This is a genomic window from Streptomyces sp. SS8 (assembly GCF_054072955.1).
This window is the reverse complement of sequence record NZ_JBSVCZ010000016.1, coordinates 65,640-89,992: the sequence shown is the minus strand read 5'-3', so window position 1 is coordinate 89,992 and position 24,353 is coordinate 65,640. Positions and strand designations below refer to the sequence as shown.

General features: G+C 73.1%; 26 protein-coding genes. 17 read left to right on the top strand and 9 right to left on the bottom strand.

Going from position 1 to position 24,353, the window contains the following annotated elements; all coding sequences use genetic code 11:
* Positions 1-2: 2 nt before the first annotated feature.
* Complete coding sequence (locus ACW69E_RS17075) at positions 3-860, bottom strand: 3-hydroxybutyryl-CoA dehydrogenase (protein WP_457499104.1); 858 nt, start codon at positions 858-860, stop codon at positions 3-5.
* 436 nt (positions 861-1,296) lie between these two features.
* Between ACW69E_RS17075 and ACW69E_RS17070 the strand changes: the two genes are divergently transcribed.
* On the top strand, positions 1,297-2,556 hold the full coding sequence (locus ACW69E_RS17070; protein WP_457499103.1) for a glycoside hydrolase family 10 protein: 1,260 nt from the start codon (positions 1,297-1,299) through the stop codon (positions 2,554-2,556).
* Positions 2,557-2,609: 53 nt separating this feature from the next.
* Here ACW69E_RS17070 and ACW69E_RS17065 read toward each other — a convergent pair whose 3' ends face one another.
* Complete coding sequence (locus tag ACW69E_RS17065) at positions 2,610-2,831, bottom strand: DUF1918 domain-containing protein (protein WP_457499102.1); 222 nt, start codon at positions 2,829-2,831, stop codon at positions 2,610-2,612.
* 189 nt (positions 2,832-3,020) lie between these two features.
* On the opposite strand from ACW69E_RS17065, the gene ACW69E_RS17060 reads away from it, so the two are divergent.
* Positions 3,021-3,593 carry a histidine phosphatase family protein gene (locus ACW69E_RS17060; protein WP_457499101.1) on the top strand — a complete coding sequence of 191 codons (573 nt, stop codon included), beginning with the start codon at positions 3,021-3,023 and terminating at the stop codon, positions 3,591-3,593.
* Positions 3,594-3,638: 45 nt separating this feature from the next.
* On the opposite strand, the gene ACW69E_RS17055 is transcribed toward ACW69E_RS17060, so the two are convergent.
* Positions 3,639-4,442, bottom strand: coding sequence for a LysR family transcriptional regulator substrate-binding protein (locus tag ACW69E_RS17055; RefSeq protein ID WP_457499100.1), 804 nt, complete (start codon positions 4,440-4,442; stop codon positions 3,639-3,641).
* A 72-nt stretch (positions 4,443-4,514) separates the two neighbouring features.
* Between ACW69E_RS17055 and ACW69E_RS17050 the strand changes: the two genes are divergently transcribed.
* The 6 genes from ACW69E_RS17050 to ACW69E_RS17025 all read left to right on the top strand — a co-directional run bounded on the left by ACW69E_RS17050 (position 4,515) and on the right by ACW69E_RS17025 (position 10,140).
* Positions 4,515-4,919 (top strand): DUF5997 family protein, encoded by a 405-nt coding sequence (locus ACW69E_RS17050; RefSeq protein ID WP_457499099.1) that lies wholly within the window; start codon positions 4,515-4,517, stop codon positions 4,917-4,919.
* A 205-nt stretch (positions 4,920-5,124) separates the two neighbouring features.
* A complete protein-coding gene (argC, locus tag ACW69E_RS17045; RefSeq protein ID WP_457499098.1) occupies positions 5,125-6,153 on the top strand; it encodes an N-acetyl-gamma-glutamyl-phosphate reductase in 1,029 nt (342 codons plus the stop codon).
* 115 nt (positions 6,154-6,268) lie between these two features.
* On the top strand, positions 6,269-7,420 hold the full coding sequence (gene argJ / locus ACW69E_RS17040) for a bifunctional glutamate N-acetyltransferase/amino-acid acetyltransferase ArgJ (protein ID WP_457499097.1): 1,152 nt from the start codon (positions 6,269-6,271) through the stop codon (positions 7,418-7,420).
* On the top strand, positions 7,417-8,331 hold the full coding sequence (argB, locus tag ACW69E_RS17035; protein WP_457499096.1) for an acetylglutamate kinase: 915 nt from the start codon (positions 7,417-7,419) through the stop codon (positions 8,329-8,331). The genes argJ and argB overlap by 4 nt, the downstream gene beginning before the upstream one ends.
* A complete protein-coding gene (locus ACW69E_RS17030) occupies positions 8,328-9,572 on the top strand; it encodes an acetylornithine transaminase (RefSeq protein WP_457499095.1) in 1,245 nt (414 codons plus the stop codon). The genes argB and ACW69E_RS17030 overlap by 4 nt, the downstream gene beginning before the upstream one ends.
* A gap of 7 nt (positions 9,573-9,579) precedes the next feature.
* Positions 9,580-10,140, top strand: coding sequence for an arginine repressor (locus tag ACW69E_RS17025; RefSeq protein ID WP_457499094.1), 561 nt, complete (start codon positions 9,580-9,582; stop codon positions 10,138-10,140).
* Positions 10,141-10,185: 45 nt separating this feature from the next.
* Here the strand turns inward: ACW69E_RS17025 and ACW69E_RS17020 are convergent, their stop codons facing one another.
* The 3 genes from ACW69E_RS17020 to ACW69E_RS17010 all read right to left on the bottom strand — a co-directional run bounded on the left by ACW69E_RS17020 (position 10,186) and on the right by ACW69E_RS17010 (position 12,143).
* A complete protein-coding gene (locus tag ACW69E_RS17020; protein ID WP_457499093.1) occupies positions 10,186-10,752 on the bottom strand; it encodes a GNAT family N-acetyltransferase in 567 nt (188 codons plus the stop codon).
* A gap of 179 nt (positions 10,753-10,931) precedes the next feature.
* Positions 10,932-11,477 (bottom strand): N-acetyltransferase family protein, encoded by a 546-nt coding sequence (locus ACW69E_RS17015; protein WP_457499092.1) that lies wholly within the window; start codon positions 11,475-11,477, stop codon positions 10,932-10,934.
* A gap of 78 nt (positions 11,478-11,555) precedes the next feature.
* Positions 11,556-12,143, bottom strand: a complete 588-nt coding sequence (locus tag ACW69E_RS17010; protein WP_457499091.1) for a pyridoxamine 5'-phosphate oxidase family protein — start codon at positions 12,141-12,143, stop codon at positions 11,556-11,558.
* A gap of 60 nt (positions 12,144-12,203) precedes the next feature.
* Between ACW69E_RS17010 and ACW69E_RS17005 the strand changes: the two genes are divergently transcribed.
* From ACW69E_RS17005 to argH, 3 genes are all read left to right on the top strand, one after another.
* Positions 12,204-12,629 carry a DUF488 domain-containing protein gene (locus tag ACW69E_RS17005; RefSeq protein WP_457499090.1) on the top strand — a complete coding sequence of 142 codons (426 nt, stop codon included), beginning with the start codon at positions 12,204-12,206 and terminating at the stop codon, positions 12,627-12,629.
* A gap of 133 nt (positions 12,630-12,762) precedes the next feature.
* Positions 12,763-13,959 (top strand): argininosuccinate synthase, encoded by a 1,197-nt coding sequence (locus ACW69E_RS17000; RefSeq protein ID WP_457499089.1) that lies wholly within the window; start codon positions 12,763-12,765, stop codon positions 13,957-13,959.
* A 208-nt stretch (positions 13,960-14,167) separates the two neighbouring features.
* A complete protein-coding gene (gene argH, locus ACW69E_RS16995; RefSeq protein WP_457499088.1) occupies positions 14,168-15,634 on the top strand; it encodes an argininosuccinate lyase in 1,467 nt (488 codons plus the stop codon).
* 553 nt (positions 15,635-16,187) lie between these two features.
* On the opposite strand, the gene ACW69E_RS16990 is transcribed toward argH, so the two are convergent.
* Entirely contained in the window at positions 16,188-16,868 is a 681-nt protein-coding gene (locus ACW69E_RS16990; RefSeq protein WP_457499087.1) for a lysophospholipid acyltransferase family protein, read from the bottom strand.
* 246 nt (positions 16,869-17,114) lie between these two features.
* Here ACW69E_RS16990 and ACW69E_RS16985 point away from each other — a divergent pair, with 246 nt between their 5' ends.
* Together ACW69E_RS16985 and ACW69E_RS16980 are read left to right on the top strand one after the other, a co-directional pair.
* Positions 17,115-18,266, top strand: a complete 1,152-nt coding sequence (locus tag ACW69E_RS16985) for a glycerophosphodiester phosphodiesterase (RefSeq protein WP_457499086.1) — start codon at positions 17,115-17,117, stop codon at positions 18,264-18,266.
* A 399-nt stretch (positions 18,267-18,665) separates the two neighbouring features.
* Positions 18,666-19,193 carry a GNAT family N-acetyltransferase gene (locus tag ACW69E_RS16980; protein ID WP_457499085.1) on the top strand — a complete coding sequence of 176 codons (528 nt, stop codon included), beginning with the start codon at positions 18,666-18,668 and terminating at the stop codon, positions 19,191-19,193.
* A gap of 82 nt (positions 19,194-19,275) precedes the next feature.
* Here ACW69E_RS16980 and ACW69E_RS16975 read toward each other — a convergent pair whose 3' ends face one another.
* Together ACW69E_RS16975 and ACW69E_RS16970 are read right to left on the bottom strand one after the other, a co-directional pair.
* The gene (locus ACW69E_RS16975; protein ID WP_457499084.1) at positions 19,276-19,722 is read right to left on the bottom strand and encodes a hypothetical protein; all 447 of its coding nucleotides are present in this window, start codon (positions 19,720-19,722) and stop codon (positions 19,276-19,278) included.
* Positions 19,715-20,083, bottom strand: a complete 369-nt coding sequence (locus ACW69E_RS16970; RefSeq protein ID WP_237878894.1) for a hypothetical protein — start codon at positions 20,081-20,083, stop codon at positions 19,715-19,717. The genes ACW69E_RS16975 and ACW69E_RS16970 overlap by 8 nt, the downstream gene beginning before the upstream one ends.
* Positions 20,084-20,644: 561 nt before the next feature.
* Between ACW69E_RS16970 and ACW69E_RS16965 the strand changes: the two genes are divergently transcribed.
* From ACW69E_RS16965 to ACW69E_RS16950, 4 genes are all read left to right on the top strand, one after another.
* Positions 20,645-21,766, top strand: a complete 1,122-nt coding sequence (locus tag ACW69E_RS16965) for a methionine ABC transporter ATP-binding protein (RefSeq protein WP_457499083.1) — start codon at positions 20,645-20,647, stop codon at positions 21,764-21,766.
* Complete coding sequence (locus ACW69E_RS16960) at positions 21,763-22,431, top strand: methionine ABC transporter permease (RefSeq protein ID WP_457499082.1); 669 nt, start codon at positions 21,763-21,765, stop codon at positions 22,429-22,431. Before ACW69E_RS16965 ends, ACW69E_RS16960 begins: the two co-directional genes overlap by 4 nt.
* Positions 22,432-22,542: 111 nt before the next feature.
* A complete protein-coding gene (locus tag ACW69E_RS16955) occupies positions 22,543-23,418 on the top strand; it encodes a MetQ/NlpA family ABC transporter substrate-binding protein (RefSeq protein ID WP_457499081.1) in 876 nt (291 codons plus the stop codon).
* A gap of 131 nt (positions 23,419-23,549) precedes the next feature.
* A complete protein-coding gene (locus tag ACW69E_RS16950; protein WP_457499080.1) occupies positions 23,550-24,215 on the top strand; it encodes a GNAT family N-acetyltransferase in 666 nt (221 codons plus the stop codon).
* The last annotated feature ends 138 nt before the right edge of the window (positions 24,216-24,353 follow it).

Genomic DNA, 24,353 nt, shown 5'->3' with positions numbered 1-24,353 from the left:
TCTCAGTAGGTGTAGAAGCCCGCGCCGGTCTTGCGGCCCAGGCGGCCGGCGTCGACCATCCGCTGGAGCAGCGGCGGGGCGGCGTACAGCGGCTCCTTGTACTCCTCGTACATCGAGTAGGCGACCGATGCGACGGTGTCCAGGCCGATGAGGTCGGCGAGCTTGAGCGGCCCCATGGGGTGCGCGCAGCCCATCTCCATGCCGTTGTCGATGTCCTCGCGGCTGGCGATGCCCGTCTCGAACATCCGGATCGCCGAGAGGAGGTACGGGATCAGCAGCGCGTTGACCACGAAGCCCGAACGGTCCTGGGCGCGGATGGCGTGCTTGCCCAGCAGCTTGACGACCGCGGTCTCGGCCCGCGCGATGGTGTCGTCGGAGGTGGTCAGCGCCGGGATCAGCTCCACCAGCCGCTGCACCGGCGCGGGGTTGAAGAAGTGGATGCCGATCACCCGGTCCGGGCGGGAGGTCGCCACGGCCAGCTTCACCAGCGGGATGGAGGAGGTGTTGGAGGCCAGGATCGCGTCCGGGCTGGTCACCACCTGGTCGAGGATCTGGAAGATCTCGGTCTTGACCTGCTCGTTCTCCACGACCGCCTCGATCACCAGATCGCGGTCGGCGAACTCGCCGAGGTCGGTGGTGAAGGACAGGCGCTCCAGGGTGGCGTCGCGCTCCGTCTCGCCGATCTTGCCTCGTGCGGCGGCCTTCTCCAGGGAGGTCACCAGCCGGGTACGGCCTATCTCCAGGGCTTCGCCGGTGGTCTCGGCGACCATGACGTCCAGGCCGGCCCGTGCGCAGACCTCGGCGATACCCGAGCCCATCTGGCCGCAGCCAACCACTCCGACGCGTTCGATGTCGGTCACATCGTGCCTTTCGCTGATCCACTGGTCCGTGACGCCGCCCCCGTACGGTTCCGGCCGCAGCGCCTCGCCGACCGACGTTACCGCGTCGCGCCGGAGAAGCGGTCGGCCGGGGCTTCGCGGCCCCGGCCGACCGGCCGTCCGGAAGGCCGGCTCGTGGCGCGGGTCTCGCCGTCGACCTCGTAGGCGATGGAGCACTGCGCGGTGCCCGGATCCTCGGGGCCGGGCTCACGGAGGCGGCCGGTCGTCCTCCGGCCGGGCCGGCGCCGCCGGTGCGGCGGCCGCCGACCCCTTTCTTGGGCATGGGCACGTCCTCACCGGAAAGACCGACCACGCAGGCGGTGGGGCGCCGCCGGGCGCCCACTCGTCCGTCACGCGCAGTTGCCATGCCGCTACCCGGCCGGGATGATCGGGTGAGGCGTCGTCAGGAGGAGGCAGCATGGGGCGTTTGACTCGGAGGACCTTCGGCGCGGCGGCGGTCGGGATGCTCTCCGGCTCGCTGCTGGCGGGCCCGGGGGCGGGTACGGCGTCGGCCGGGGAGACGGGCGGCGGGGGCGGCCGGTACCGGCAGCGCCCGCAGCTGCGCGGGATGTGGGTGGCCACCGTCGCCAACATCGACTGGCCGACCAGGCCCGGGCTCGCCGCCGGCGAGCAGCGAAGACAGCTGTTGGCGCATCTGGACACGGCGGTCGAGCGCCGTCTCAACACGGTGTTCCTCCAGGTGCGGCCCACCGCGGACGCCCTGTGGCCCTCGCCGTACGAGCCCTGGGCGCAGTACCTCACCGGCACCCAGGGCGAGGACCCCGGCTGGGACCCGCTGGGCTTCGCCGTGTGCGAGGCGCACCGGCGCGGGCTGGAACTGCACGCCTGGTTCAACCCCTACCGGGTGGCCAACCACACCGACCCCGGGCGGCTGGCCGGATCCCACCCCGCGCGCCGCCACCCGGAGTGGGTGGTGACCTACGGCGGCAAGCTCTACTACAACCCCGGGCTGCCCGAGGTGCGCGCCTTCGTCCAGGACGCGATGTTCGACGCGGTGGAGCGCTATGACATCGACGGCGTGCACTGGGACGACTACTTCTACCCGTACCCGGTGGCGGGAGAGGTCTTCGACGACGACGAGGCCTACGAGCGGTACGGCGGCGCCTTCACCGACCGGGCCGACTGGCGGCGCGACAACATCGACCGGCTGGTGCGGGAGACCGCGCTGCGCCTGAGGCGGACCAAACCGCGCGTGCGCTTCGGGATCAGCCCCTTCGCCGTGTGGCGCAACGCGGGCACCGATCCGGAGGGCTCCGACACCCGCGCGGGCGTGGAGACCTACGACGATCTGTACGCCGACACCCGCAAGTGGGTGCGTGAGCGCTGGGTCGACCACATCGTGCCGCAGGTGTACTGGAACATCGGCTTCGCCGCCGCCGACTACGCGAAACTGGTGCCCTGGTGGGCCGACGTGGTGCGGGGCACCGGCGTCGAACTCCACATCGGCGAGGCGCTGTACAAGGCGGGCGATCCGGCCCAGGGGCCGGCCTGGCACGACCCGGCCGAACTCTCCCGCCATCTGACGCTCTGCGACCGGTACCCCGAGGTCCGCGGCAACGTCTACTTCTCGGCGAAGCACGTCGCCGCGGACCCGATCGGGGCGATGAGCCGGGTGGTCGAGGACCACTACGACCGCCCGGTGCGTGCGCCCCGCTAGCCAGGCCCCCGCGGCGGTCCGCGCCTCCCTCCGTCCTGTGCGCGGCCCCGGCGTCAGCGGCGCCGGGGCTCGCCGTGCTCCAGCAGGGGCTCGCCGTGGTGCCGCACCACTGAGTCGGGCCCCGGCGACATCACGGTCTCGTGCCCGTCCTCGAAGCGGACCCGGTACGGCGGCTCGCCGTTCGTCCCCAGTACCTCGATGATCTCCGCGACCCTCTCGTGCTGTCCCACGAACCTGCCGTGGACCAGCAGCAGGTCGCCCGTGTTCGCCTGCATCGGCGGTCTCCTTCTGCCTGTATCGAGAAGAAAATACTTTTGATCCCGATTCTAGGGGTGGAGGGCGTCCGGGCGCCCGCGGAGCCCGGACGGCTGATGGCGCTGATCCCCGAGTGATCCGGGCATACGTCCGAAAACAGTCCGTGCCCGACCGTCGAACAATCCGGTTCACGGTTCTACCATCCGGTAATGCATCTGCGGATCACGCTGCTCGCCGCCGCCCGCAGCTCATCCCTGCTGGACGTGCGCTTCGAGGACGACCGCCCCCTGGACGCCGCCGGGTGGCGGGAGGCGGAGTGGGCCATCGCGGCGTACGGACATCTGGCGGGCGCCGAACTGCGCTACTGCTCGCCGACCATGCGCTGCCGTGAGACCGGGGACGTCCTGGGGATGCGGCCGCTGGCCCAGCCCGCGCTGCGCGAGTGCGACATGGGGCGGTGGCGCGGGCGCACCCTCAGGGAGGTCGCCGCGGTCGAGCCGCGGGCCGTGGACGCCTGGCTGGCCGACCCCCATGCCACCCCGCACGGCGGCGAGTCGCTGTTCTCCTTCATCCTGCGGGTGGGCGACTGGCTGGACACCCGGCCGGGCGGCGAGGGCGACACCCTGATCGCCGCGGTCGTCGAACCGACGGTGCTGCGCGCGGCCGCGGTGTACGCGCTGAAGGCGCCGCCGCACACCTACTGGCGCGTGGACGTCCGGCCGCTGTCGTCGGTCACCCTGGCCGGGTGGGCGGGGGACTGGACGCTGGCCATGGACCACTGACGCGCGGCCGGGCGCGGCCGTGCGCCAGCGGTCCCGGTGGAGACGCTACGACCTGCGACGAGGCCTGCCGCGCCTGCCGCCGCCGGATCCCCTGGCACCACCGGATCCCCTGCCGCGGCCGGTCTGCCCGCCTCCCGCGGACCTCCGCCGCGCTCCGCCCCCGTCCGAACGCTGCGGCTTCGCCCTGTCCTGCCCGCCCCGCCGGTCCGGCTCGGGCTCCCCGACGGCGGCGGCGGGGCGCCGGCCCCGGGTGCTGTTGACCGTCCGCCCCCGGACGATCCCGATGAGGTCCTCCACCAGATCGGTGGTCCGGTCCTCCCGCCAGGACAGCGCGACGCGCGACTGGGGGGTGTCCGTGACCGGCCTGTAGGTGAGGTCCCTGCGGTGGTGCAGGCGGGCGAGCGACTGCGGTACGACGAGCAGCCCGATTCCCGCCGCCACCAGTTCGATCGCGTCCGCCGTCGTGGCGGGGCGCTCCAGGGCGGGCCGTCCCGGGGGGCGCTCCCAGTCCAGGGTGTCGTCGAGGGGGTGCAGCACGATCTCGTCGGCCAGTTCTCCGGCGGACACCTCCTCGGCCGCCGTCACGAGATGGTCCTTGGGGACGACCACCACCGTGGTCTCGGTATAGAGGGGGATGGCGCTGAGATCCGTCCGGTCGGTGGGCAGCCGCAGGAAACCCGCGTCGGCGCCGCCGTCGCGCAGCACGCCGGACGCCTCGGCGGCGGGCACCTGGACGAGGTCGAGCGGGACGCCGGGCAGACGCTCGTGCCAGATCCGCACCCATTTGGCGGGTGTCACTCCCGGGACGTACGCGAGCCGGAACGAGGGGGACGCTTCCGAGCCGTTCACCGGGCCAGGCTACCGGTCGGCCGGACGGCCGGGTGGCGGGAGGAGCCGCGGGCGCTCGATACCCTGGGCTCCATGAAGTCGCAGCAGACCGCCCAGACGATGAAGCCCGCCACCGCGGCGAAGAAGCTGGGTGTGTACCTCGAGGCCACCCCCGCCGAGTTCCGGGAGGGCGTCGTCTCGCGCGCGGAACTGGACGCGCTGCAGAACGACCCGCCCGAGTGGCTGCGGGAGCTGCGGCGCGACGGACCGCACCCCCGCCCGGTGGTGGCGGCGAAACTGGGCGTCTCCAACTCGGGACTCGCGCGCGGCGGCATCACCGAGCCCCTGACCACCGAGCAGATCGAGGCGTTGAAGGCGGAGAACCCCGAGTGGCTGCGCAAGGAGCGCGCCACCCAGGCCGAGGTCCGCAAGGAGGCGGCGCGGCTGAAGGAGCGGAAGGCGGAACAGGACGACGGGCCCCGCCCGCCCCGCACCTGACCGGGGGCCTCGGCCCTCGCTGTCCCCGCGTGACGCCGCGCCCGCGGCCGCACCCTCGGTCCGGCCCGCCGACCGGTCCTTCCGACCGGTCGGCGGGCCGGACGTCTTCCTCGCCCCGTCCCCACGGCCTCCGGGGCCGCCGCATACATTCATTGCATAAAACTGCTGTTGTGCGTATAGTCATGCTGTCGATGAGGAGGATTCCATGGCAGTGCGAGCGGCGGTGGCGGGAGCGAGCGGCTACGCGGGGGGCGAGATCCTGCGTCTGCTGACCGGACACCCCGAGGTCGAGATCGGGGCGCTGACGGGCAACTCCAACGCCGGGCAGCGCCTGGGCGCGCTCCAGCCGCACCTGCCGCCGCTGGCCGACCGCGTTCTGGAGGTCACCACGGTGGAGGCGCTGACCGGCCACGACGTGGTCTTCCTCGCCCTGCCGCACGGCCAGTCCGCGGCCGTCGCCGAGCAGCTCGGGGACGAGGTGCTGGTCATCGACTGCGGGGCCGACTTCAGGCTGAGGGACCCGGAGCAGTGGGAGCGCTTCTACGGCACGCCGCACGCCGGCACCTGGCCGTACGGCCTCCCCGAGCTGCCGGGGGCACGCGACGCGCTGACGGGGTCCCGGCGCGTCGCGGTCCCCGGCTGCTACCCGACGGCCGTGACGCTGGCGCTCTTCCCGGCGCTCGGGGCCGGCCTGGTCGAACCCGACGTGGTGGTGGTCGCGGCCACCGGCACCTCGGGCGCGGGCAAGACGCCCAAGCCCCATCTGCTGGGCAGCGAGGTGATGGGCTCGATGAGCCCCTACGGTGTCGGCGGGGTCCACCGGCACACCCCCGAGATGGCCCAGAACCTCTCGGCCGTCGCGAACGAGCCGGTCACCGTCTCCTTCACCCCGACGCTCGCCCCGATGTCCCGGGGCATCCTGGCCACCTGCACGGCCAGGGCCCGGCCCGGCCTGACCGCCGGCCGGCTGCGCGAGACCTACGACAAGGCGCTGGCCGCCGAGCCGTTCGTCCACCTGCTGCCCGAGGGCCAGTGGCCGTCCACCGCCGCCGTGTACGGCTCCAACAGCGCGCTGGTCCAGGTCGCGTACGACGAGACGGCCGGCCGTGTGGTCGTCGTCAGCGCCGTCGACAACCTCACCAAGGGCACCGCGGGCGGCGCGGTGCAGAGCATGAACATCGCCCTCGGCCTGCCCGAGGAGACCGGCCTCCCCGTCACCGGGGTCGCCCCGTGAGCCGGGAGCGGCACCTCCCGGCCGCGGCCGGTGACGCACGCGCGGCCGCCGGCCCGCTGTCGACGACGATGCCCGCGCCGTGCCGCGCGGGCGGAGAAGGGAGCGGAACAACACCATGAGTGTGACCGCTGCGAAGGGATTCACCGCGGCGGGGATCGCCGCCGGGATCAAGGACAACGGCAACCCCGACCTGGCTCTGGTCGTCAACACCGGGCCGCGTCTGGCCGCCGCCGGTGTGTTCACCTCCAACCGCGTCAAGGCCGCACCCGTGCTCTGGTCCGAGCAGGTCCTCAGGGGCGGGCAGGTCTCGGCGGTCGTCCTCAACTCCGGTGGCGCCAACGCCTGCACCGGCCCGCTCGGCTTCCAGGACACCCACGCCACCGCCGAGAAGACCGCCGAGGTGCTCGGTCACAGCGCCGGCGAGGTCGCCGTCTGCTCCACCGGTCTGATCGGCGTCCGGCTGCCGATGGACCGGCTGCTGCCGGGGATCGGCAAGGCCGCCGAGGCCCTGTCCCCGCACGGCGGCGACAGGGCCGCCATCGCCATCAAGACCACCGACACCGTGCACAAGACCGCCGTCGCCGAGGGATCCGGCTGGGTCGTGGGCGGAATGGCCAAGGGCGCGGGCATGCTCGCCCCGGGGCTGGCGACGATGCTGGTGGTCCTCACCACCGACGCCGACGTGGACACCCCCGGGCTGGACGCCGCGCTGCGCGAGGCCACCCGCACCACCTTCGACCGGATCGACTCCGACGGCTGCATGTCCACCAACGACACCGTGCTGCTGCTGGCCTCCGGAGCCTCGGGCGTCGCCCCGGAGGCGAAGGAGTTCGCCGAGGCCGTACGGGCCGTCTGCGACGACCTGGCGCAGCAGCTGATCCGGGACGCCGAGGGAGCCTCCAAGGACATCCGGATCGAGGTGGTGAACGCCGCCAGCGAGGAAGACGCCGTCGAGGTGGGCCGCTCCATCGCCCGCAACAACCTCCTCAAGTGCGCCGTCCACGGCGAGGACCCCAACTGGGGCCGGGTCCTGTCCGCCATCGGCACCACCTCCGCCGCCTTCGAGCCCGACCGGCTGAACGTCGCCATCAACGGCGTGTGGGTCTGCCGCGACGGATCGGTGGGCGAGGACCGCGAACTGGTGGACATGCGCTACCGCGAGGTCCGCATCACCGCCGACCTGGCGGCGGGCGAGGAGTCCGCCGTCATCTGGACCAACGACCTCACCGCCGACTACGTCCACGAGAACAGCGCTTATTCGTCATGAGCACACGTAGGCACACCGCCCTGCCCAAGGCCCAGATCCTCATCGAGGCGCTGCCCTGGCTGACCCGCCACCACGGGAAGACCGTGGTCGTCAAGTTCGGCGGCAACGCCATGGTGGACGAGGAGCTGAAGGCCGCGTTCGCCCAGGACGTGGTCTTCCTGCGGCACGCGGGCCTCAAGCCCGTCGTCGTCCACGGCGGCGGTCCGCAGATCAGCGCCCATCTGGACCGGCTCGGCCTGGTCAGCGAGTTCAAGGCCGGACTGCGGGTCACCACCGACGAGGCGATGGACGTCGTGCGGATGGTGCTGGCCGGCCAGGTGCAGCGCGAGCTGGTCGGCCTGCTCAACCGGCACGGCCCGCTCGCCGTCGGCATGACCGGCGAGGACGCGCACACCCTGACCGCCACCAAGCGCTACGCGCACATCGACGGCGAGCAGGTGGACATCGGCCGCGTCGGCGAGATCACCGAGGTGGACGCGGGAGCCGTCCAGGCCCTGCTGGACGACGGCCGTATCCCGGTGATCTCCTCCATCGCCCGCAGCGCCGACGACGGGCACGTCTACAACATCAACGCCGACACCGCGGCCGCGGCCCTCGCGGCGGCGCTCGGCGCCGAGACGCTGATGGTGCTCACCGACGTCGAGGGCCTCTACGAGGACTGGCCCAGCAGCGACGACGTGATCAGCCGCCTGACCGCGAGCGAGCTGGAGAAGCTGCTGCCGGACCTGGCCAGCGGCATGGTGCCCAAGATGGAGGGCTGCCTGTACGCCGTGCGCAACGGCGTTAACACCGCCCGGGTCATCGACGGGCGCGTCCAGCACTCCATCCTGCTGGAGATCTTCACCGACGAGGGGATCGGAACCATGGTCGTGCCGGACGGCGCCGCACCGCAGAAGGAGGAGCGGGCATGAGCGACACCACCGCCGCCCCCGCCACCACGCCCACGCACACGCTCCCGCCCGGCAACGCCGGTCTCACCCGGCGCTGGCAGGGCGCGCTGATGGACAACTACGGCACCCCCCGCATCCCGATCACCCGCGGCGAGGGCGCCCGGCTGTGGGACGCCGACGGCAGGGAGTACCTGGACTTCGTCGGCGGCATCGCCGTCAACTCGCTCGGCACCGCCCACCCGGCGGTCGTCCGCGCGGTCTCCGGGCAGATCGCCACCCTCGGCCACGTCTCCAACCTCTTCGTCGCCGAGCCCCCGGTCGCCCTGGCCGAACGGCTGCTCCGGCTCTTCGGCCGCACCGGGCGCGTCTACTTCTCCAACTCCGGGGCCGAGGCCGTCGAGGCGGCGTTCAAGATCGGCCGGCGGACCGGCCGCACGCACATGGTCGCCGCCACCGGCGGCTTCCACGGCCGCACCATGGGCGCCCTCGCGCTGACCGGTCAGTCCGCCAAGCGCGACCCCTTCCTGCCGCTGCCCGGCGAGGTCACCCACGTTCCCTACGGCGACGCCGACGCGCTGCGGGCGGCCGTCACCGAGGAGACCGCCCTGGTGATCCTCGAGCCGCTCCAGGGGGAGAACGGCGTCGTCGTACCGCCCGAGGGCTATCTGGCCGCCGCCCGTGAGATCACCGCCGCCACCGGCACCCTGCTGGTGCTCGACGAGGTCCAGACGGGCATCGGCCGCACCGGGCACTGGTTCGCCTGCCAGGCGCAGGGGGTGCGGCCCGACGTCGTCACCCTCGCCAAGGGGCTGGGAGCCGGCCTGCCCATCGGCGCCACGGTCGCCTTCGGCGAGGCCGCCGAACTGCTGGGCCCCGGACACCACGGCTCCACCTTCGGCGGCAACCCGGTCTCCTGCGCGGCGGCGCTCGCCGTCCTGGACACCATCGCCTCCGAGGGCCTCCTCGACCACGTCGGGCGGATCGGCGGCCGGCTGCGCGACGCCGTCCAGGGGCTGGGGCACCCGCTGGTCGACCACGTCCGCGGCGCCGGGCTGCTGCTCGGTATCGTACTGACCGAACCCGTCGCACCCCAGGTGCAGCAGGCTGCCCAGGACGCGGGCTTCCTGGTGAACGCGTGCGCTCCGGACGTCGTCCGGCTGGCCCCGCCGCTGATCATCGGCGAAGCCGAGGCGGACGCGCTGGTCCGGTCCCTCCCCGCCGTCCTCGACGCCGCCGGCGGGACCCGACGAGCCGGAGACTGACGAGACGATGACCGAGGCGCAGGCGCAGGGCGGCAACCACGGCGGCCCGGCCGTACCCCACACGCGTACGGCCCGGCACCGCCGGATCGTGGAGATCCTGAACCGCGAGCCGGTCCGGTCCCAGAGCCAGCTCGCCAAGCTGCTCGCCGACGACGGGCTGAGCGTCACCCAGGCGACGCTCAGCCGGGATCTGGACGAGCTGGGCGCGGTGAAGATCCGCAACACCGGGGGCGAGCTGATCTACGCCGTCCCCGGCGAGGGCGGCGACCGCACGCCCCGGGCCCCGCTGGGGGAGTCCGCGAGCGAGGCGAGGATGGCACGCCTGGCGGGCGAGCTGCTGATCTCCGCCGAGGCGTCGGCCAATCTGGTGGTGCTGCGCACCCCGCCCGGCGCCGCCCAGTTCCTCGCCTCGGCCATCGACCAGGCGGAGGTGCACGACATCATCGGCACCATCGCCGGCGACGACACCCTGCTGCTGATCAGCCGCCACCCCACCGGTGGGCAGGCCCTGGCCGACCATCTGCTGCGGCTGGCGCAGAAGAACTCCCACCAGGGCAACGGCACCTGAGACCCGGACCCCGGCCGGGGTCCGGGCGGCGCGGTTCGCTCTCCGTCAGCCGGCTGCGCCGTGCCCGGCGGCGGCCCGCCACTCGTGGGCCAGCACAGCCCAGACCTGGAGGTCGTGGCGGCGGCCGCCCATGGGGAACACGCTGCGCAGGGTGCCCTCGTGCGTCATGCCCAGCCGCTTGGCCACCGCGATGCTGGGGCCGTTGTCCGGGGAGACCAGCCACTCCACCCGGGCCAGGTCGCGCACTTCGACCGCCCAGTCGATCATGCGCCGTGCGGCGGTGGTGACCAGCCCGCGCCCCTGGGCCTCGGGGGCCAGCCAGGCGCCCAGCTCACAGGAGCCCTCGGAAGCGCTGAACAGCCGGAAGATCATGCCTCCCACCAGTTCGCCGTCGAGCCGGATGCAGTAGATCCGACCCTCGTCGGCGGCCTGCTTGTCGGCGTACCGCTGGAGGAAGGCGCGGGCCGAGGCGGTGTCGGTGACGGTGTGCGCCCACGGCAGCCAGGGCGCCAGATGGCCGCGCACCCGGTCGGTGTACGCGGCCAGCTCCGCCGCCTGCCACGGCTCCAGGGGGCACAGCTGTGCGCCGTCGCCGAGAGGGGTGCTGAGCATGGGGACTCCTCGGAATCGCTCGCAGGTGGTGGGGCGTACGGTCGCGGCAGTCGTCCCGCCGGTCCCGGCGAACGCCATGATCGAACCCGCCGCCGTGCCGGCGGCGTCCGCCGCGCGGAGGCAGCCGGTGAACGGCGGCGGGCGGTCGCGCGCCCGGTCGCCCGCCGCCGTCCGCCGGCTCAGAGCGGTTTCTTGTGGAAGAGGGTCGTGGGCCGGAGCACGCCCTCGGTGTCGGCGGCGTAGTCGGGGATCGTGCCGGCCTCGGTCCAGCCGGCCGAGCGGTAGAGGCGCTCGGCCGGGCTGCCGGTCTGGGTGTCCAGCACCAGCAGGGAGATCCCCGCGCCGGCGGCCTCCCGTTCGGCCGTCGCCAGCAGCAGCCGGCCCAGCCCCCGGCCCCGGGCGTCCCGGTGCACGATCAGCTTGGCTATCTCCGCGCGGTGGCGGCCGTTGGGCATGCCGCAGAACCTCAGCTGCACGGTGCCCAGGATCCGGCCGCCGCCCCGGGCGACCCACACCGCCGTCCTGCCGTCGGCGACCTCGGGCGCCAGGCCCTCCCACCAGGCCGCCGCCTCGGCGGGGTCGAGCGGGGCGAGGAAGCCGATCGATGAGCCGCCCTCGACGGCGTCGCGGAGCAGGGCGGCCAGCTCCCGGGCCGCGGCGGGGATCTCGGTGGCCGGCAGACGGGTGATCACCGGCGCGGCGCTGCTGATGTGTTCGGTTCGCACCGCCCGATGGAACTCCTTCCGGGGCTCTGGCCGCAAGAACGTTCCGCCAGGTGGTCCGGTGTCCGGGCATCCAGGTGGTCAGGCGGGTGTGGGCGGCAGGGGGAGCGGCAGCCCCGGGAGGCCGTCGATACTGGTGGCGACGTGCTCCTTCTTGTGGAAGTAGGCGTCCAGCGACTCGTCCGTCTCGCGCCCGAAGCGCGAGCCGTGCAGCGGTCGGTCGCTCTCGTACGTCATCAGCGGCACGGCGTAACCGCAGGTGTCGCGGATCAGCTCGGCGGTGACCACGATGATCGCGCGCAGGCCGTGCCGGGAGTGGTCGATGCCGGGGAAGCGGGCGATCAGCTCTCCCCAGCGCGGGTCGTCGCGGAAGACGGGCTCCCCGCGGCCGTGGACGCGCACGATGTTCGGCGGGCCGGAGAAGGCGCACCACATCAGGGTGATCCGGCCGTTCTCCCGCAGATGGGCGACGGTCTCGGCGTTGGAGCCGGCGAAGTCGAGATACGCGACGGTGCGCTCGTCGAGGACGGCGAAGGAACCTCTCAGCCCCTTGGGGGAGAGGTTGACGGTGCCTTCGCCGGACAGCGGCGCGGTGGCGGTGAAGAAGACGGGCTGGGCCTCGATGAAGTCCCGCAGCCGTCCGTCGATGCGTTCGTATGTCTTTCCCACACGGGCATCATGCCGCCGTGTGCGCGTGCGCGCCCGGTATTTCCGGCGCAGGCTTGGCGCATGGCCGAAGGCGCGGGAACAGGCGGAGGCAGGAGCCGGGACGGACGCGGGGGCCCCGGGGTGCGGGTGCGCCGTGTGTACGAGGAGGCCGGCCCCGGAGACGGCCGGCGGGTGCTGGTGGACCGGATCTGGCCACGCGGTCTGAGCCGGGACGCGGCGGAACTGGACGAGTGGTGCAAGGACGCCGCCCCCTCGGACGGGCTGCGCCGCTGGTACGGCCACGACCCACAGCGGTACGCGGAGTTCGCCGGGCGCTACCGCGCGGAGCTGGAGGAGGCGGGGCGGCACGAGGCGGTGGAGCGGCTGCGGGAGTCGGCCGGAGAGGGGACGCTGACGCTGCTGACGGCCACCAGGGACGCGGAGCACAGCCATGCGGCCGTACTGGCCAAGGTGCTGCGGGAGACCACCCGGGGCGCCCCCGGCTGACGCGTTCGGTGTGCCACTGACCAACGGAAGGCAGCTGACCTGCGGTTTTCCCGACGGATGACTGTTCTTTGACGAACCATACGGGGGAATGCATACTTATACCAGTCACCGTATGCATCGTAAGGAGCCCCCCGTGACCGAGCGCGTCGTACTCGCCTACTCCGGTGGCCTGGACACCTCCGTCTGCATCGGCTGGATCGCCGAGGAGACGGGCGCCGAGGTCATCGCCGTCGCCGTGGACGTCGGCCAGGGCGGAGAGGACCTGGACGTCATCCGCAAGCGCGCGCTCGCCTGCGGCGCCGTCGAGGCCGAGGTCGCCGACGCGAGGGACGAGTTCGCCGAGGAGTACTGCCTCCCCGCGATCAAGGCGAACGCGCTCTACATGGACCGCTACCCGCTGGTCTCCGCCCTCTCCCGGCCGACCATCGTCAAGCACCTGGTGGCCGCCGCCAGGAAGCACGGCGCCACCACCGTCGCCCACGGCTGCACCGGCAAGGGCAACGACCAGGTGCGGTTCGAGGCCGGCATCTCCTCGCTGGCCCCCGAGCTGAGGTGCATCGCGCCGGTGCGGGACTACGCCATGACGCGTGATGCGGCGATCGCCTTCGCCGAGGACAAGGGCCTGCCGATCGCCACCACCAAGAAGTCGCCGTACTCCATCGACCAGAACGTCTTCGGGCGGGCCGTGGAGACCGGCTTCCTGGAGGACATCTGGAACGCGCCGATCGAGGACGTCTACGACTACACGCAGAACCCGGCCACCGCGCGCGAGGCCGACGAGGTGGTCATCACCTTCGACAAGGGCGTCCCCGTGGCCGTCGACGGCAGGCCCGTCACCGTCCTGCAGGCCATCCAGCAGCTCAACGAGCGGGCCGGGGCCCAGGGCGTGGGCCGGATCGACATGGTCGAGGACCGGCTGGTGGGCATCAAGTCCCGCGAGGTCTACGAGGCGCCGGGCGCCATCGCGCTGATCACCGCCCACCAGGAGCTGGAGAACGTCACCGTCGAGCGCGAACTGGCCCGCTACAAGCGGCAGGTCGAGCAGCGCTGGAGCGAACTGGTCTACGACGGCCTGTGGTTCTCCCCGCTCAAGCGGGCCCTGGACGGCTTCGTCGAGGAGGCCAACGAGCATGTGTCCGGCGACATCCGGATGACCCTGCACGGCGGCCGGGCCACCGTCACCGGCCGGCGCTCCCACAAGTCGCTGTACGACTTCAACCTGGCCACCTACGACACCGGCGACACCTTCGACCAGTCGATGTCCAGGGGTTTCATCGAGATCTTCGGCATGAGCAGCAAGATCGCCGCCAAGCGGGACCTCGCGCAGTAACCTGCCCCCGCGGCAGCCGCACGCCGCCCGCTTCCTCCGCCCCCGTGGTGGGGGAGGCGGGCGCCTTCCCGTCCCGGCCGGCCCCGGCGCCACCCGACACGGCCCGGCACGGTTCGAGGCACCGCCCGCCACCGCCCGCCACCGCCCGCCAACGTCCGCCACCGCCCGAACCCGCCCGGCACGCCGGGTAAGCGCACGAGGAGCACCGATGACCAACGCCCCCCAGACCCCGCCCTCCGCCGCAGGCGGCGACGTACGGCTGTGGGGCGGCCGGTTCGCCGACGGACCGGCCGAGGCGCTGGCCGCCCTGTCGGCCTCCGTCCACTTCGACTGGCGGCTGGCCCCCTACGACATCGCCGGGTCGCGCGCCCACGCCCGGGTGCTCCACCGGGCCGGCCTGCTGACCGCCGATGAGCTGGAGAAGATGCTCGCCGGCCTCGACCGGCTGGCCGCCGACGTCGCCGACGGTACCTTCACCGGCACCGTCGCCGACGAGGACGTGCACACCGCCCTGGAACGCGGGCTGCTGGAGCGCCTCGGTCCCGAGCTCGGGGGCAAGCTGCGCGCCGGGCGCTCCCGCAACGACCAGGTCGCCACGCTGTTCCGGATGTACCTGCGCGACCACGCCCGGATCATCGGCGGTCTGCTCGCCGACCTGAACGAGGCCCTGGTGGCCCTGGCCGAGGCGCACCCGGACGTGGCGATGCCCGGCCGCACCCACCTCCAGCACGCCCAGCCGGTCCTCTTCGCCCACCATGTCCTCGCCCACGTCCAGGCGCTGTCCCGGGACGCCGAGCGGCTGCGGCAGTGGGACGCGCGCACCGCCGTCTCGCCCTACGGCTCGGGGGCGCTGGCCGGTTCATCGCTCGGCCTGGACCCCCGCGCGGTCGCCGCCGACCTCGGCTTCGAGCACGGCTCGGCCGCCAACTCCATCGACGGCACCGCCTCGCGCGACTTCGTCGCCGAGTTCGCGTTCATCACCGCGATGATCGGCGTGGACCTCTCCCGGATCGCGGAGGAGGTGATCATCTGGAACACCAAGGAGTTCTCCTTCGTCACCCTCCACGACGCCTTCTCCACCGGCTCGTCGATCATGCCGCAGAAGAAGAACCCGGACATCGCCGAGCTGGCGCGCGGCAAGTCCGGCCGGCTCATCGGCAACCTCACCGGGCTGCTGGCCACCCTCAAGGCGCTGCCGCTGGCGTACAACCGCGACCTGCAGGAGGACAAGGAGCCGGTCTTCGACTCCTGCGACCAACTGGAGATCCTGCTGCCGGCGTTCACCGGGATGATGGCCACCCTCACCGTCAACCGCGAGCGGATGGCCGAGCTGGCCCCGGCCGGCTTCTCGCTGGCCACCGACGTCGCCGAGTGGCTGGTGAAGAGGGGCGTGCCGTTCCGGGACGCGCACGAGATCGCGGGGGAGTGCGTCAAGGTCTGCGAGGCCGCCGGGATCGAGCTGGACGGACTGACCGACGAGCAGTTCGCGGAGATCTCACCCCACCTCACCCCCGAGGTCCGCACCGTGCTGAGCGTCTCCGGCGCCCTGGCCTCCCGGGACGGGCGGGGCGGCACCGCGCCGTCCGCCGTCGCCGTCCAGCTCGCCGAGGTCAAGGAGGAGCTGGCCCGGCAGCGGGAGTGGGCCGGGGAGGACCGCCCGGGCGCCGTGGCCTGACCTGCCGTCAGGTCGCCGCCGAGGCCCCGCCGAACCCCTGTCGGGGACCGGAGGGGAACCACACTTCGCCGGTCCCCTCCCGGCAGCGGGCTCCGACCACCACCAGTTCGCCCCGCCGCAGCGCCCGGACGGCGTGTGCTGGGTGCGCGCGGCGGCACGGACCACCGGCGGCGCGCCGGGCTCCCGGCCGGACAGCTCCCCGGAGACACCGGGCGGTCCACACGGGCCGGAACGGCGGCGACGGGGCGCGGGGCGGCGGAGCACCCGCCGCCTCCCCTCCTCGCGCCCCTTCCGGGCCACCCTCCGCCTCCACGCCCTCCACGCCGCTCTCCGGCGGTGCTTCATCGGCGAGCGCGGCACGTGGTGCTCCTCCGGGTCCGTCGGCGTCCTGGGGAAGCATGGACAGCACCGCTCCCCGCTACGCCCCCGGAAGGAGTGAACCGGGAGGCGCCGGCGGGACGCGGTTGCCCCGAAGGGGTGAACGTGCCGCCCCGGGAGCGCCCCGCTCCGGGAGCGGGGGCGGCCGTACGCCCCGGCTGCCGCCGACGGGTGTTCAGGCCGCCTTGGCCTTGGTGGCGTACACGTCCACGTACTCCTGGCCCGACAGGCGCATCACATGGCTCATCACCTCGTCGGTCACGGCCCGCAGCACATAGCGGTCGCGGTCCATGCCGTCGTAGCGCGAGAAGTCCAGCGGCTCGCCGAAGCGGACGGTGACGCGGCGGCCCGGGCCGATCCGCGGCAGCCCGCTGCCGCCCGGCTGCACACGGTCGGTGCCGATCATCGCGAACGGGACGACAGGCGCGCCGGTCATCAGCGTCAGCCTGGCGATGCCGGTGCGGCCCCGGTACAGGCGGCCGTCGGGGGAGCGGGTGCCCTCCGGGTAGATGCCGAAGACGTTGCCCTCCTCCAGCACCCGGCGGCCGGTCATCAGCGCCGCGACGCCGCCGCGCCCGCCGTCGCGGTCCACCGGGATCATGCCGACGCCGGTGAAGAACCACGCCATCAGACGGCCCTTGAGGCTCTTTCCGGTGACGTACTCGTCCTTGCCGATGAAGAAGACCTGCCGGTCGACGACGAGCGGGAGGACCATCGAGTCGATGAAGGTCAGGTGGTTGCCGGCCAGGATCACCGGTCCGCTGCCGGGGATCCGCTCCGCTCCCTCGACCTGCGGACGGAACAGCACGCGCAGGAGCGGGCCGAGCAGCGCCTTGATGAGCAGGAAACGGGACAACGTGCCCTCCGGTCGTGATGGTCAGCGCGCGCACCCGCGCAGGTCGGTACGGTACTCGCCGGTCACCGGCGGGCGCGCGCCGGGTCCGTCCCACGGATACCCCGCGATGGCGCGATTTGTCAGCCGTTCACGCCACGTTTCGTGCGAGGTCTCCCGCGGTGAAGCGACGCACACCTACCATGCGCGGGTTCCGTTGCTTGTCAGGTGCGGGACAGTCACAGGCGTGTGAAGCCGAGAGGAGTGCTCATGGGACAGGCGCAGAGGCCGGACCGCAGAACCGTGCTGGGCGCGGCGGTGCTGGGCGCGGGCGCGGCGGCGCTGGGACCGGCCGCCGCCGCGGCGGCCGACGGCGGCCGGGGGAGCGGCGCGGGCCGGGGACGCACCGCCCTGCCGGTGCCCGCCGTCATCGCCCACCGCGGTGCCAGCGGCTACCGGCCCGAGCACACTCTGGGGGCCTACCAACTCGCCCTCGACATGGGCGCCGACGTCATCGAGCAGGACCTCGTGCCCACCCGGGACGGCCATCTCGTCTGCCGTCACGAGAACGACATCACCGGCACCACGGACGTGGCCGACCGCCCCGAGTTCGCCGGCCGCAAGGTCACCAGGACGGTGGACGGCACCGAGATCACCGGCTGGTTCACCGAGGACTTCACCCTCGCCGAACTCAAGACGCTGCGCGCCACCGAGCGCATCCCCGGCACCCGCCCCCACAACACCCTCTACGACGGCCGCTGGACGGTCCCGTCCTTCGAGGAGGTGCTGCGCTGGGCCGAGCGAGAGGGCCGCCGGCGCGGACGCCCGGTCTGGCTGCACGTCGAGACCAAGCACCCCAGCTACTTCCGAGGCCTGGGCCTGGGCCTGGAGGAGCGGCTGGCGAAGCTGCTGCGCCGGTACGGGCGGGACCGCGCGAACTCGCCCACGTTCCTGCAGTCCTTCGAGCCGAGCAGCATGGAGCGGATGAGCCGGCTGGTGCGGACCCCGCGCGTGGTGCTGCTCTCCTCGGCCTCCTCCCGCCCGTGGGACTTCACCGAGGCCGGCGACCCGCGCACCGTGGCCGATCTGGTCACCCCCGAGGGGCTGGAGTGGATCTCCGGCTTCGCCCAGGGCATCGGGCCGACGCTGGACCTGGTCGTCCCCCGGCGGGCGGACGGGCGGCTGGGCGAGCCCACCACCCTGGTGCGCGACGCCCACGCCCGCGGGCTGCTGCTCCACCCGTACACCATGCGCAACGAGAACCGTTTCCTGCCCGCGGACTTCCGCCGCGGCACCGACCCGGACGCCTACGGGGACGCCTTCGGCGCCCTGCGGGCGTACTTCGCGACGGGCATCGACGGCATCTTCGCCGACCAGCCGGACACCGCCCTGCTGGCCGCCGAGGACTTCCGCCGGAGCTGACGGCCGGGCTCGGCCGGACCAGAGGGGCGCGCGGGCCGCGGCGGTCACCCGTGAGGGTGGCGCGTTCGCGGCCCGCGCGGCCGTTTCGCGCTCCCGGCGGGAGGGCGGCCCGGCCCCCGGCTGCCCGCACCGGGCCGCCCTCCCGCCGGGACCCCGCCGCCGGTTCCCCTCCCACCGGAAGCGGCCCCCGAGTTGGGAATCTCACAGAGCGGTCCCGAACCGATTCGTTCCCCTTGCACCGATCGCCTGCGCAGAATGCTCACGACGGAGGTTGCGCCCCCCGAACCAGGGGGAAGGGTGCGGTGAACCACCGGCGTCATCAGGGCAGACAGTTCGGGCGCGCGACCCTCGTTCGACACGCGCTCCCGGACGCGACGAGACATGGGGAGACGTGCGCACATGGGAACGAGCGTGACCATCTCGGCGGCGACGGACGAAGACGCCGAGCAGATCCTCAAACTGCAGTACCTGTGCTACCAGTCCGAGGCCGCGCTCCACGGCGACTACGGCATCGAGCCGCTCACCCAGACCCTCGACGGCCTCCGCGCCGAACTGGCCCGAGGCTGCGTGCTCGTGGCCCGGCTCGGCGCGGAGGTCGTCGGCTCGGTGCGCGGCCGCGTCGAGGACGACGGCACGGCCGTGATCGGCAAGCTGATCGTCCACCCCCGCATGCAGCGGCACGGGCTCGGCGGGAGGCTGCTGTCCGCGGTCGAGGAGCGGCTGGCGCGGGAGCGGTCCGCCCGGCGCTACCGGCTGTCCACCGGCCACCGCAGCGAGGGCGGCATCCGCCTCTACCGCAGGCTCGGTTACACCCCGGTGGCCACCGAGCGGGTCTCCCCCCGGCTGAGCATGGTGACCCTGGAGAAGGCACCTGAGCCCTCGCCCGCGGGCGGGGACGTCTCCCGGACGTACGCCGCCAGCGCCTGACCGCGCCCTCCGCGCGTCCCGCGCGCGTACGGCTGCCCCGGCGGAGATCCCCGCCGGGGCGACCGTACGCGCGCGGCAGGGGTCAGACCGCGCCGGCCCCGGCGGGCGAGCGGCGCAGCCACAGCAGGCCGATCACCGGCAGGACCAGCGGGAGCAGCAGATATCCCAGGCCGTAGTCCGACCAGACGGTCGCATCGGGGAAGGCCGACGGATCCAGCACCGTCCAGGTGCCGACCGTCAGCACCCCGGCCAGCTCGGCCGCGCAGCACACCAGCGCCACCCGGCGGGCGCCCCGGCCGCCGCGGACCAGGGCGACGGTGATCACCACGTACACCGCCGCGGCCACCGCCGACAGGAGATACGCCAGCGGTGCCTCGTCGAAGCGGGTGGAGAGCTGGTAGACCGAGCGGGAGGTCGCGCCGATCGCGAAGACCGCGTACAGCGTGACCAGCAGCCGGCCCGGTCCGCGGTGCAGACCCGGCCGCGCCGGGGGGCCGGACGGGATCCGGGGCCCCGAGGGCTCAGCCATGCCCGCCTCCCCACACGTCGTACAGCCGCACCTGGAGGACGGCCATCACCACCGCGCCCGCGGCGACCGTCGCCGAACCCCAGCGGGTGCGTTCGGCCAGCGACATGAAGCCGACCGCGGGCACGCAGGCCGCCACCCCCAGCAGATAGGAGACGAAGACCACCGTGCCGCCGTCCGGCTTCTCGCCGCGCGCCAGCTGTACGACGCCGACGACCAACTGCACCAGGGCCAGTACGGTCACCACGGCCATGCCGGCGAAGTGCCAGTCCTTGGTCGGCTGGTCCCGGTAGGCCGCGAAGCCGCACCAGGCGGCCAGGGCGAGCGCGGCCACGGCGACCGCGACCGTCAGCGGGGTGAGCATGTCGGCACCTTATTCGAGCCCGTCATCGCGGACGAAACGACCCCTCCCGAAGCTCTGGCCGACCGTGGCCTTGACCACAGACCGGGCCGCTGACCGTACGGCCCGCGAACAGCGTCCACGCAGGTGGCGGCGGGTGCGGAGGCTTTCCTCCGAGGGGTTCGGGCCGGCCGCCGCACACCTCGGCCGTCCACTATCCGGACAAAGGCGTCCGTCTTTTACGTGTAGGGGGCAGGGGTCTGCTTTACTCGTCCGCATGACCGCGACGAGCTGCCGCATCCGTGCGACCGAGGCGACCACGACGCCCGGTGCTCGCCGTATGTGTCGAATGTGTGACCGCTGAGGGCCCCCGCCTGAGCCGCCTCGCGCCCCGAAGCGAGATCTGAGCCTCCCGCCTGCCGGTATTCCGCCGGGAGGGCGCCGGATGTGCTCGGCCCCGCGCTCGCCCGCCGTCCGCCCGCACCGGGCGTGGCCCGGACCGCGGGTTCCCACCCCTTTCGTCAGGAACCTCCCGTGCCCGGCGCCGCATCCCCGCGCCGCGCACTCGACAGTGATGGACACCCAGTGATCACCACCACGGGACTCACCAAGGTCTACCGTTCCCGAGGCCGCGACGTGACAGCGCTCGACGGCGTCGACCTCCATGTCCGCGAGGGCGAGGTCTTCGGCGTCGTCGGCCGCAGCGGCGCGGGGAAGTCCTCCCTCATCCGCTGCGTCAACCTGCTGGAGCGCCCCACCTCCGGCACGGTCGTCGTCGACGGACAGGACCTCACCGCCCTGGCCGGGCGCGGAACGCGGGCCGGCGCCGAGCTGCGCCGGGCCCGCAGCCGCATCGGCATGGTCTTCCAGCACTTCAACCTGCTGTCCTCCCGGACCGTCCAGGGCAACGTCGAACTGCCGCTGGAGATCCTCGGCGTCCCCGGCCGCGAGCGCGCCCGCAAGGCCCGCGAACTGCTCGGCCTGGTCGGTCTCGCCGACCACGCCCGCTCCTGGCCCGCACAGCTCTCCGGCGGCCAGAAGCAGCGCGTCGGCATCGCCCGGGCGCTGGCGGGCGACCCCGGGGTGCTGCTGTCGGACGAGGCGACCTCCGCGCTCGACCCGGAGACCACCCGCTCCGTCCTGGCCCTGCTGCGCGACCTCAACCGGCAGCTCGGTCTGACCGTCCTGCTCATCACCCACGAGATGGACGTCGTCAAGACCGTCTGCGACTCGGCCGCGCTGATGCGGGACGGGAAGGTCGTGGAGTCCGGCACCGTCTCCGGACTGCTGGCCACCCCGGGCTCGGAGCTGGCCCGCGAGCTGTTCCCCCTCGGGGGAGCGGCCCCGGCCGGGGAGGTGAAGACCGCGGAGGGGGAGGTCCGGGAGCGCACCGTCGTGGACGTCACCTTCCACGGCGAGAGCACCGGACGGCCGCTGATCTCCCAGCTCTCGCGCACCCACGCCATCGACGTGTCGATCCTCGGCGCCGCCATGGACACCATCGGCGGCCGCCAGGTGGGACGGATGCGGATCGAACTGCCCGGCCGCCGCGAGGACAACGCCGTGCCGATCGGCTTCCTGCGCGAGCGGGGGCTGACCGTCGAGTTCCCCGGGGCGGCCGGAGCCGCCCGGGGCTTTGAGCGCCCTGAGACCTCCGGGACCCCCGAGACCCCCGAGACCTTCGAGACCGTGGAGAAGACCCGATGACCTGGCCGGAGATGCAGCCCATCCTGCTCCAGGGCACCGTCGACACCCTCTACATGGTCGGCTGGTCCACCCTCGTCACCGTCCTGGGCGGCCTGCCGCTGGGCGTGCTGCTGGTGCTCACCGACCGCGGCGGGCTGCTGGCGAACAGGGCGGTCAACAAGGCCGTCGGCACCGTGGTCAACGTCGGGCGCTCCCTGCCCTTCATCATCCTCGTCGTCGCCCTGATCCCCTTCACCCGCATGGTCGTCGGTACCTCCATCGGCCCGACGGCCGCCGTGGTGCCGCTGTCCATCGGCGCCATCCCCTTCTTCGCCCGCCTGGTGGAGACGGCCGTGCGCGAGGTGGACCACGGACTGGTCGAGGCCGTCCTGTCCATGGGAGGCGGCACCGGCACGGTCGTCTTCAAGGCGCTGCTGCCGCAGGCCCTGCCCTCCCTCGTAGCCGGCCTGACCACCACCGTCATCACCCTCGTCGGCTACTCCGCGATGGCCGGCGCGGTGGGGGCCGAAGGTCTGGGCAGCAAGGCCATCACCTACGGCTACCAGCGCTTCGAGACCGGCTTCATGCTCGCCACCGTCGTCGTGCTGCTCGCCCTCGTCACCGCCGTGCAGCTCCTGGGCGACGGCGCGGTGCGCCTGCTCTCCCGCCGCGAGCGCACCACCTGAACCACCCCCGACCCACCCCCCACCCATGGAAGCCGGACCCCTTGTCCGGCACCGACCGGAGCCCCGGCACCCCGGAGCCCGGAGAACGCACAACGGAAAGAGGCACTCTTCGTGCGCACCATCACCAAGTCCGCCGTCACCAGGGCCGCCCGCACCAGGGCCGCCGCCGTCACGGCCACCGCCGCGCTGGCCCTGTCGCTGGCCGCCTGCGGAACCGACTCCGACCCCGCCGCCTCCGGCGGTCCGGGGAACGCCGACGCACCGCTGACCGTCGCCGCCTCCCCGACCCCGCACGCCGACATCCTCGGCTTCGTCAGGGACAACCTGGCCGAGAAGGCCGGGCTGAAGCTGGAGATCAGGGAGTTCACCGACTACGTCCTGCCCAACACCGCCACCGAGAACGGCGAGGTCGACGCCAACTACTTCCAGCACAAGCCCTACCTGGACGACGTCAACGCCAAGCAGGGCACCCACCTGGTGCCCGTGACGGGCGTCCACCTGGAACCGCTGGGCCTGTACTCCTCCACCCTGAAGAAGGCCTCCGAACTCGGCGCCGGCGACACCGTCGCGGTGCCCAACGACACCACCAACGAGGGCCGCGCCCTCAAGCTCCTGGACGACCACGGCCTGATCGAGCTGAAGGACGGCGCCGGGCAGGACGCCACCCTGGCCGACATAGCCGACGCCAAGGGCCTGGAGTTCAAGGAGCTGGAGGCGGCCGCGCTGCCCCGCTCCCTCGACGACGTGGACGCCGCCGTCGTCAACGGCAACTACGCCATCGAGGCCGGTCTGAAGCCCGCCGAGGACGCCCTGGCCCTGGAGGAGGCCGAGGGCAACCCCTACGTCAACCTCCTCGTCGTGAAGGAGGGCAACGAGGACGACCCCCGGGTGAGGAAGCTGGCCGACCTGCTGGCCTCCCAGAAGGTCGCCGACTTCATCGAGAAGAAGTACCGGGGCTCGGTGGTGGCGGCCTCCGACGCCTCCTGACACCGGTGGGGTGGTGGGCCGGGCCCCGGCGGCGGTTTCCGGGGGCCCGGCCCACCACCGGGGCCCGCGCTGCGCACCGCCGGGGTGATGCTGCATGCTGTGCACTCGACCCCGTCAGGCTGGAGTGGCGCATGACATCCATCTTCCCGGAGATCTCGATCAGCACGGAACGGCTCGTGCTGCGTCCCCTCGAGACCGAGGACGCCCCCGCGTTCACCGAGATGATGAACGACGAACTGGTCACCGCCTGGACCTCCGTGCCCGTCCCCTACACCGAGGAGCACGCCCTGGAGTGGATAGCCCGGGGGGCGCCCGCGCAGCGGACCGGGGGAGACGGCATCGTCTTCGCCGTGACCGAGTTCCTCACCCAGCGACTGGTCGGCACCGTCCATCTGCGCAAGGCCGACTGGCGGGTGCTGTCCGCCGAGGCCGCGTACGTGATCGCCCCCTGGGCGCGAGGTGAGGGGTACGCCGCCGAGTCGCTGCTCGCCGCCGCCCAGTGGCTGTTCCAGGACCGGAAGTTCGAGCGGCTGGAGATCCGCACCCCGGCCGGCAACACCGCCTCCCAGCAGGTCGCGCAGAAGGTCGGCTGCGTCAGCGAGGGCGTACTGCGCAACGCCTGGATAGCCCGGACCCGCACCGAGGACGGGAGCTGGACCGACATCCGCACCGACCTGATCGTGTGGAGCCTGCTGCCGGAGGACCTGGAGGACGGGCCGGGCGAGGCGGCCGACACCGGAGGCTACTCCGCCTACCCCGAGGCCGGGAGCTACACCGCCTATCCCGACTGGCGCTGACGGCCCGCGAGCACGGAGCCCGCAAGCACGGAGTCCGAGCCGTGAAGCCCCGGCCGTCCTCCCGCGCCGGGCGCGGTAACCTCACTGCGGCGACGCCGTCCCACCGGCACCGCACCCCGCACCCGCGCACGTCCCCCG